We start from the raw sequence: 8,711 nt of genomic DNA on the forward strand, positions 1-8,711 counted from the left end.
CAGGCACTCGCTTTCCGCGGGCGGTCGGTGAGCCTCCTCGGCTTTCGCCTGCGGGGTCTCACCTAGACACGCTTTTCCCGCAGGAGTCTCGTACCTTCCGTTCTAATCAACTTTGTTTTACCTTTTAGATATCCTCGAGGCACCTTGTTTAAAAATAGAAGGATTAAAACATAGGTGATAAGGATGTTTTCTAAACATGATTCTATTCAGCGAGACCCATTTGAAATGTTATATTACATCAAATGGTGCCACCTAACCATTTGGTTCGCAAAATGAAGGCGGCCATTGACTTCACTTACATTTATGACTTGGTGAAGGATATGTATTCAGAGGTAGAGGTCCAAAGTATTTATAGGGAATCGGAAATTTTTAATACCAATCTCCTTTTGTCTACAAACTGAAGCCTCTCCTTATATGAGAGGCTTTAGTCTGTAGACAAAAGAGGTCCGGAGTTTTTATTGCGGACCTTTTTTGAGTTTTGAATACTTTTCATGGAGGTATTCTGGCTTAAGCATATTTATCCCTCAAAATGGATATAAGTCTAATTAAAATAGAACGGATTTGACTTGTAGCCTACATGTAGACAGTTGATTGAAGTGGAAGGCGTGAAGACTCCTGCGGGAATAGCAGGACAGGTGAGACCCCGCAAGAGCGTAAGCGATGAGGAGGCTCACCGCCTGCCCGCGGAAAGCGAAACGCCTGGAACGGAAATCAACACCCCATTTTAAAGAAGCCTAAAGCCTCTCCTTATTGGAAAGGCTTTTTACACTTTAACCACGATGAAACATACCAACGACTTCGGTTGTTTCAGTGATATTAACAAACGCATCTGGATCGACTTCATTTATCAAACCTTTAACTTCTGTTAATTGATAACGTGTGATGACAGTCATTAAAATTTTTCGTTCTTGCCCCGTATAAGCGCCTTGACCATCCATCATCGTAATTCCCCGATAAAGATTAGCTAGTAACTTGGTTTTTAATTCATCACCCTTATTCGTAACAATCATTAAGGTTAATTTAATATGATTGGTGTGAATTGTATCAATTACTTTTCCCGTCGCATAAATCGCCACTAAGGTGTTCAGCGCTGCGTCCCAGCCAAATACAAAACCTGAAATAACCACAACCACGGCGTTCATAGCAGAAAGAAGGGTGCCTAAAGGAAAATCATTTTTCTTCTGCAGCAACATAGCGATAATATCAAAACCTCCTGATGAACCAGAAGCACGAAAAATTATGCCAATCCCCACTCCTGTCAGCACTCCACCAAATAATGAAGAGAGAATAGGTTCCGTTGAAATGGCTTGGATGGGGATCAGGTATAAGCTGACAGAAAGGACAACGACAGACAAAATGGTATACCTGATAAATTGTTTACCTAGTTTTAATACCCCTAAAATCAAAAGAGGCAGATTGAGTAAAAAGTTAAGAATTCCTGTATTAAGCGGGGTAACGATTCCAAGCATAATGGCGATTCCGCTTAAGCCGCTGCTTAATATTTTATGAGGAATTAAAAACATATTGTATGCAACACCGACAATAATTGAACCAATAATAATGGCTAATACCTTATTCATCCTACCTATCTCCCTGCATATATAATTCCAATTTCCTTTATTATAGTAGAGAGCGAATAAAGTGAAAATTTAATAGTTTTTTCTGATAATGGAAATCTTTATCACAGCCTCTGGATATCCTTCTTTTTCATAAAAAATAAGCCGATTCTCCGGCTTATTCCTCTACAGTATGATAATTTTCTACAGATATTATTCGTTCTAACATAGTAGGGTGTGAATACCGAAACCATTTTACTAATAGGGGCGGGTTCACTTGACTTAGTCCAGAACGCGTTAATTCTTGAAACATCGTAATGGCACTCTCTTTATCTTCGTGCATCTCCATCGCATACTGGTCAGCCCTCGCTTCCTGATAACGCGACACAAAGTTAGAAAGCGGGCTGGATGCAAAGAGCAGGATAGCGGTAATCAGTAAAAAAAGCGGGAGTGAGCTAAGGTTTCCGATACCTGTAATCTTTAGAACATTACCGTATCGTGTAATAATACTCTTCATCAACCTTGCTGTTAACCATAGCCCTACAAAGGTGAGAATTAAATACCCCGCAATTCCTATATAAATATGTTTTTCAACGTAATGACCCATTTCATGCGCCATAATGACGAGAATTTCTTCTTCCTTCAACCGATTAAGTGTTGTATCCCACAAAACAATTCGAGAGTTGGCACCAATTCCAGTGACATAGGCGTTAAGTGCATTTGTTTTTTCAGCCATATTCACTTCATATACATGTTCGGCTGGAATATCAGCTTGACTCGCAAGTTTAAGAATCTCGGTTTCTAACTCCTTGTTTTTTAGCGGATAAAAATCATTATAGAGCGGGTCAATGACCACAGGCTGAATAAACATCATAAACAAGAAAAATGGAATTGAAAGGAGCCAGGCATGAAACCACCATCTTTTCGGGCTTTTATTAATTAACCAATATAATACGGAAACGATAATAACCATTTGGCCAAAATTAACCCAAAAATCAATGAGACCATCTTTCATCCAGGAAGAAAAGGTTTGGGTGCTGATATGATAGGTTTTACTTAAATTATAGCTAATATAGCTTAATGGAAACGTCACTGCATAGGAAAGGACCGAAAGCATAAATAAATAGATGGCTGCTTGTACGATTCTCCATTTTGATTGACTTTTGGCCACCCTTTCAAATGCTCGAGACAGTCCGAACAAGAGAATAAAGAAATAAACAATCCAATCGAACGCATTGTAAGCAAAAAACATAAAATTCCTGATTTGAGAATACTGCTCACTTAGCATTAACTCTCGTGCATTTAAAAATGTTGCCGGATCTGCAGCCGTGCCAATCCACTTTTGAGGTAGTGCACTATCTCCATTAAAGAGATACAAGTACATGAACACCAAGATTAGAAAATATATCACAATAGCCGTTCCCGCCCATTTTCTAGCCATGTCATTTCCCCCTAATCATCAATCATCTCTTTCTAGTGTAGTTAAAAATGGACAGGATAGAACCAAAACCAATTAAAGGAAGTTTATCCACCAAATTGTAAGAAAATGTTCAAACAATCTTCTTAATTTCACCTGATTTCACAGTCCATTCCCAATTTTGTTGTGTATAGTTAAATAGTACGAAAGTATTATGAATATTTTACCTAATTTTCACTGAATATTAGAATAAGGGGATGGACGATATGAAAAAGCTTTACGTCATTTTTTGTACACTTTTAGTCATTGGGATTAGTACTGGTATTTATTACTTTAGTGAATATCGTCAATCAAAAATGGAGTTCCCAAAAGAAATGGTGATGACCACACATACCGGATCCACATTTAGCTTTGAAGAAATGGCCCCTAAGGTCCGCCTGCTTGAGTTTATTTACACAGCATGTCCAGATATTTGTCCCACTACTACTTTTCAAATGAAAAAACTTCAGAACCAATTAGCAGCTGCTAAGGTGTTTGACACCCAGGTGGAATTCTTAACCATTACTATTGATCCAGTAGTAGATACAGAGCAGACTCTCAATGATTATGCAGCGAATTTTGACGCTGGCAAGACAGCTGGCTGGGAATTTCTTCGAGGCAGTGTCAAGGATACCCAAAAACTCGCCGAACAATTTAACTTTCAATACCGTGAGTCTGGCAACGGGGATTTTGTCCATACCAGCGCCACTTATCTCCTTGATAAAAATAATCGAGTGATCAAAGTATTCGGGATGGGCGAAGACAGCTTTGACAAAGATAAAGTATATGCACGGATTATGAAAGAAGTTAAGTAAACGATGGAGTCATAGAAAGAGAGAACATAAACTTAAGATGGCTATGGCTCCAACAATGATGACCATGATATTTGCTCCAAGATAAGCGAGTACAAACGCAGATACAGCACCGACAACACCAAATCGGATGTTGAGGAAGACTCGCTCCGAATAGATGGCCGATTCCAGAAAAAACATCCAGCTGCCATAGGCGGTCCCATTCAGCCCAAACATATAGCCTGCGGTTGATTCTCCAGGCTTGATGGCAGCCACGGAAAACGTTTCGTCGGTTATACCAAAAGCATAGATCATCTTTTTGATCACACTATCTTCTTTCCTGCTTTTTTCATTCAAAGAAGCAGATAAAAGAAAATGACGGATATTCACAATAAAGGTTGTTAATATGATTTCTATTGCTCCAGTCCCTAAAGCTAGTAAATTTAAGGCTATGTATTGAGCCGCTCCAGCATAAACAATCATCCTTAATAAAAGGGTTTCCCCGTATTTTTCGCCAGTAAACCATAGGTAATAGCTATTGGGGCGTATCCGATAGCAATAACCGTACCTGCTTTCACACCCATTCGAACTGCAGGAGACCCATTTTGAATATTTGCTTCTGTCATCCCTAATTCTCCACCACCCTCTAATTAGTCTTCAAATGGCAGTGCCTCCACCACCTTAAAAAGGGTCTGCATATACTTATTACCATGCGGCACAAAAGACTCCTTCCTAACAACAATTACATCCTCACTCCTACTTCCGTCCTCATCCACTGTAAACCCTTTTACCTCAATTTCAGATGTCCTCCCTTTATATAAAGCTTGTATGTCTTCAAGACTTGCGTGAAACATACCAGAAACCTCTTCTTTCTGCAGCGTATACTGTTCATTTCCAAGTGATGTTACATAGAGGTATACATGGCAAAACTCTCTGTCCATAAATTGATCTAGATGCGATTCATTCTTAATCCTTCCGACTGGAATGAGGTCTGTCATATTTACTTTTATACCAATTTCCTCTTCGATTTCCCTAACCCCGTCCTGAACAGATTCCGTATCTAGTAAATGTCCAGCAGCTGTAATATCAAGAAGATTCGGGAAATCTTTTTTCAGCTTACTACGTAACTGCAAGGTTAAAAACGTCTGATTGCGCTCTCGCCTTACAAACCAACAATGAAACGTTTCGTGCCAATAACCTTGTTTATGAACCTCTTCTCGGGGCAAGGAGCCAATTTCATTATAATGCTCATCAAAAATTCGCAGCCTCTCTGTTTCCATGGTTATCCCTCCTATATAAACTTCATTTCTTGTTTTTATTGTAAACATTTTCTATTAGTATACTTTTTCCTTGAAAAGTTTACTAGGCTGATACTTGGAAACACAAAAGAGCCGCCATCGTTTTTAGGATGACAGCTCTTTATCTTCTTCTGTATCTATTAGGTTGTCTAATCTTCGGATACTCTCCCTTGCACGTTCTAAGTCAATTTCCCGATAGTGATGAAGACCGCCTTCTTCTTCATCCTTTTCATCAGCTTTCTTTACTATTTGCTGTAGAGCAGTTCGTTCAATATCATTCGTAGGCAGGAATGAATCTGTGTGAAACAAAATAGCCAATGCAATCGTTCTGGCGCGTATGGGGTTTTCACCGAGACGAATCAGCAGCTTGTGCGCACGTTCTGCACCTTTAATTGCATGGATATCGTTCTGCCGATAAAGATCATAATCCCATTTTCCATTACGATACCAAGTAAAGTGACCCATATCATGGAGAAGTCCCGCTTTTGCAGCTATGTCTACGTCTAGATTTTCTTCTTTAGCTAGATGAAACGCATGGTAAGCAACCGCAATGGCATGTGCGATTCCTGAGCGGGTCAAATATTTCTGGGCAATGTGGTGCTCGAATATATTTTGGAGGGTGACATCTCTCAACTTTATCTCTCCTTTCTAGTTGTAGTAGGTAAATTTTTAAAATTAATATTACCTTTTTTCTAGTTGATTGACAAGGAATTAATTAGTTTACTGAAGAACTACGCTATTTAATTCATTTTTTTATTATGCTCTCAAATGAAGCGTGCATTTTCTGCTTTTATTTACCATGAAATTCCGCTTGTTTTTTTTCAAAAAAAGCATGTAAGCCAATGTGAAAGTCTTCACTCGCTGCTGTTTTTGCAAAACACAATTCTTCTATTTTTTTACCTTGTTGAATATCTGTCTTTAAACCGTTTTTAATCGCAAATTTAGCTTGTTGTAATGCCAGTGGACCATTTCTGAGCATAAGCTTAGCCATATTAACAGCTTCTTCTTCAAGAATTTGATTGGAAACAACCTTAGTAAGGACACCATATTGATAGGCATCAAGTGATGTGACCCGTTTACCGGTCAAAATTAATTCGAGTGCCTTTGTTTCTCCGATTAGACGAGGCAGCCTTTGTGTACCACCAGCACCTGGAATTAAGCCGATATTCGTTTGCGGCAGTCCCATAAGTGTTTGGTCGACGGCTATGCGTAAATCACAGGCTAAAGCTAATTCAAAGCCGGCTCCAAAAGCATAGCCATTAATTGCTGCAATCGTAGGCTGCGGTAGATTTTCAATACTATCTAATAGATCATTAAGTTTTTTTAAAGTTTCAACCATTTTTGAGCTTTCAGAAAAGGCTGGATCATGTAAATCGCCGCCAGCACTAAACGCCCTTTGTCCTGCTCCTGAAATGATCACTATACCCACTTGCGGATTAACCGCAATATCATTAATTACAGCTTGTAATCTTTCAACCATTTTTAAATTTATCGTATTAAGGGCTTCTTCCCGATTGATTGTAATATGCGCAATGCTGGATTCAACTTCATATAAAATACAAGGCATTGCTTCCCACTTCCTTTCTCACCATTCTGTTTATATAGGTCTATTCCCATTTTCAGTAAGGCGTAAGCAGGAAATTAAATTATCTTATTGAAGAATGGGATTTTTAATGTGCTAAAAACGAAAAAAACCAGCTGAATCAAACAACTTGTGTCTGCCAGCTGGATCTTTTTTTTATTTCTGAAATTGGGTTTTCAATGAACGGCGTAATATTTTTCCTGTCGTATTCTTAGGAAGTTCAGATAAGAATTCTATTTGCTTCGGCACTTTATATTTCGCTAAATGTTCTGCGCAATAGGCGATTATTTCATCTTCGGTCAAGTCTGCATTTTTTGTCACTACAAAACATTGAACAACTTCACCTTGGTTTGGATCGGGTACTCCGATTGCGGCTGCTTCAATAATATCCGGATGATTAAATAGCACTTCTTCCACCTCGCGAGGATAAACATTGAATCCGCCGACAATAATCAATTCCTTTTTACGGTCTACGATGAAGAAGTACCCTTCTTCATCCATTCTGGCTAAATCTCCCGTGTAAAGCCAGCCGTCTTTTAAAGTGGCTGCTGTCTCTTCAGGCAGCTTGTAATACCCCTTCATCACGTTAGGACCTCTAACAATTAATTCGCCAACCTGTCCAACCGGTACTTCTTCCCCAAGTTCGTCGACCACCTTATTTTCAACATGAATAATAGATGTGCCGATTGATCCAGCTTTCCTAGGACGATCCAGCGGATTAAAACATGTGACCGGTGAAGCTTCCGATAACCCATACCCTTCAGAAATAAACACATTGAACTTTTGTTCAAAGGCTTTTAATATCGCTACAGGCATGGCCGATCCTCCCGAGATACATAACCGAAGCGAAGATAATTCTTTCGGGTCAATATCTGGATATTGATAAAGGAAATTAAACATGGTTGGAACGCCGGCAAACACCGTTGCTTCATATTTTTTTATCAACCTGAATACTTCCTTTGGACTGAATTTAGGAACAATCAGCAATGTTCCACCACTCATTAATGGAGCATTCAAAGCAACCGTCATACAAAATACATGAAACATAGGAAGAGTGGTTACCACTCGATCATCTTCATTAATTTTTAAGTAATCACTGACATCTATCGCATTCGAGTAAAGATTTCGATGAGTAAGCATTGCTCCCTTAGGTTTTCCAGTCGTTCCGGATGTATATAAGATTAAAGCAACATCCTCTTCATCTAAGCTAGGCCCACTAAACTGACGATCACCAGAAGAAACTAACTGTGTAAACGATTTCATTTTAGGGTAGATAGATAACTGACTGATATCCATTCCACCCTGATCAGCACCTGTCTCGCATATAATCATATGCTCTACTGTAGACAATACAGGATTCATTTTTTCTAACAGCGGCACAAGTAAATCAAGTGCAATAATCGCCTTAACATCTCCATTATTCATGATAAAGCCAATCTCATCAGGTGTATAAATCGGATTAACAGGAATGACTGTTGCACCTACCCTTAACGCTGCATACATCCCAATGATGAAATGCGGTGAATTTCCGATAAGCAGCGCAACGTGATCCCCCTTTCCTATTCCTAGTTTATGCAGCTGATCTGCAAACATAGTAACCGATGCATCTAATTCCCCATAAGATGTCCCTTTGTCCATAAAATAATAGGCTGGCTTATCTGCCTTAACCTGAGCCGTACGGTGAAGCTGATCCGATAAATTCACAAATACCCCTCCTTAAAAGAAATGCGGAGGCATCCGTTATGCTTGCGAAGGAAATAGGGAGTGGACCTAAAAGGCTGTTCTTGCCTTTTGGGGGACACTCATCTTTTCCACAGCAAGCAGGATGCCGCAGCTGGACACTGAAATGCGGAGGCGCCTTGTTCAGGCCTGACAGGCATAAGAACAGCCTCAGAGCAAGGTGCTCTTACCTTGCGGAGAGGATGGGCTTATGACCCGAAGGCCTAGGCGCCGCAGCTGGACTCTGAAATGCGGAGGCGCCTTGGTTTGCTCGTAAAGGAAATAGGGAGTGGTGCTAAACGGCTGTTC

The 8,711-nt window shown here is 39.8% G+C and carries 7 protein-coding genes and 1 pseudogene; 1 reads left to right on the top strand and 7 read right to left on the bottom strand.

Features of this window, described 5'->3' with window-relative positions:
• Positions 1–770 precede the first annotated feature (770 nt).
• Together AC52RT_RS05075 and AC52RT_RS05080 are read right to left on the bottom strand one after the other, a co-directional pair.
• Positions 771–1,580, bottom strand: coding sequence for a YitT family protein (locus AC52RT_RS05075; RefSeq protein ID WP_495539746.1), 810 nt, complete (start codon positions 1,578–1,580; stop codon positions 771–773).
• A gap of 154 nt (positions 1,581–1,734) precedes the next feature.
• Positions 1,735–2,997: a M48 family metallopeptidase gene (locus AC52RT_RS05080; RefSeq protein ID WP_495539747.1), complete on the bottom strand. Its 1,263-nt coding sequence runs from the start codon at positions 2,995–2,997 to the stop codon at positions 1,735–1,737.
• Positions 2,998–3,239: 242 nt separating this feature from the next.
• On the opposite strand from AC52RT_RS05080, the gene AC52RT_RS05085 reads away from it, so the two are divergent.
• A complete protein-coding gene (locus AC52RT_RS05085; RefSeq protein WP_495539748.1) occupies positions 3,240–3,827 on the top strand; it encodes an SCO family protein in 588 nt (195 codons plus the stop codon).
• Positions 3,828–3,957: 130 nt separating this feature from the next.
• Here AC52RT_RS05085 and AC52RT_RS05090 read toward each other — a convergent pair.
• The 5 genes and pseudogenes from AC52RT_RS05090 to AC52RT_RS05110 all read right to left on the bottom strand — a co-directional run.
• Positions 3,958–4,429 (bottom strand): annotated as a pseudogene (locus AC52RT_RS05090) (AzlC family ABC transporter permease); the annotation flags it as partial.
• A 24-nt stretch (positions 4,430–4,453) separates the two neighbouring features.
• The gene (locus AC52RT_RS05095) at positions 4,454–5,083 is read right to left on the bottom strand and encodes an NUDIX hydrolase (RefSeq protein ID WP_495539749.1); all 630 of its coding nucleotides are present in this window, start codon (positions 5,081–5,083) and stop codon (positions 4,454–4,456) included.
• A gap of 123 nt (positions 5,084–5,206) precedes the next feature.
• Positions 5,207–5,734 carry an HD domain-containing protein gene (locus AC52RT_RS05100; protein WP_495539750.1) on the bottom strand — a complete coding sequence of 176 codons (528 nt, stop codon included), beginning with the start codon at positions 5,732–5,734 and terminating at the stop codon, positions 5,207–5,209.
• 157 nt (positions 5,735–5,891) lie between these two features.
• The gene (locus tag AC52RT_RS05105) at positions 5,892–6,668 is read right to left on the bottom strand and encodes an enoyl-CoA hydratase-related protein (protein WP_495539751.1); all 777 of its coding nucleotides are present in this window, start codon (positions 6,666–6,668) and stop codon (positions 5,892–5,894) included.
• 171 nt (positions 6,669–6,839) lie between these two features.
• Entirely contained in the window at positions 6,840–8,387 is a 1,548-nt protein-coding gene (locus AC52RT_RS05110; RefSeq protein WP_495539752.1) for a fatty acid--CoA ligase family protein, read from the bottom strand.
• Positions 8,388–8,711 lie beyond the last annotated feature (324 nt).

Source organism: Peribacillus sp. (assembly GCF_059453735.1).

Bases quoted from the DNA above. Each gene is read 5' to 3' on its own strand.
- AC52RT_RS05075 (WP_495539746.1), bottom strand. From the start codon at position 1,580: ATGAATAAGGTATTAGCCATTATTATTGGTTCAATTATTGTCGGTGTT.
- AC52RT_RS05080 (WP_495539747.1), bottom strand. From the start codon at position 2,997: ATGGCTAGAAAATGGGCGGGAACGGCTATTGTGATATATTTTCTAATC.
- AC52RT_RS05085 (WP_495539748.1), top strand. From the start codon at position 3,240: ATGAAAAAGCTTTACGTCATTTTTTGTACACTTTTAGTCATTGGGATT.
- AC52RT_RS05095 (WP_495539749.1), bottom strand. From the start codon at position 5,083: ATGGAAACAGAGAGGCTGCGAATTTTTGATGAGCATTATAATGAAATT.
- AC52RT_RS05105 (WP_495539751.1), bottom strand. From the start codon at position 6,668: ATGCCTTGTATTTTATATGAAGTTGAATCCAGCATTGCGCATATTACA.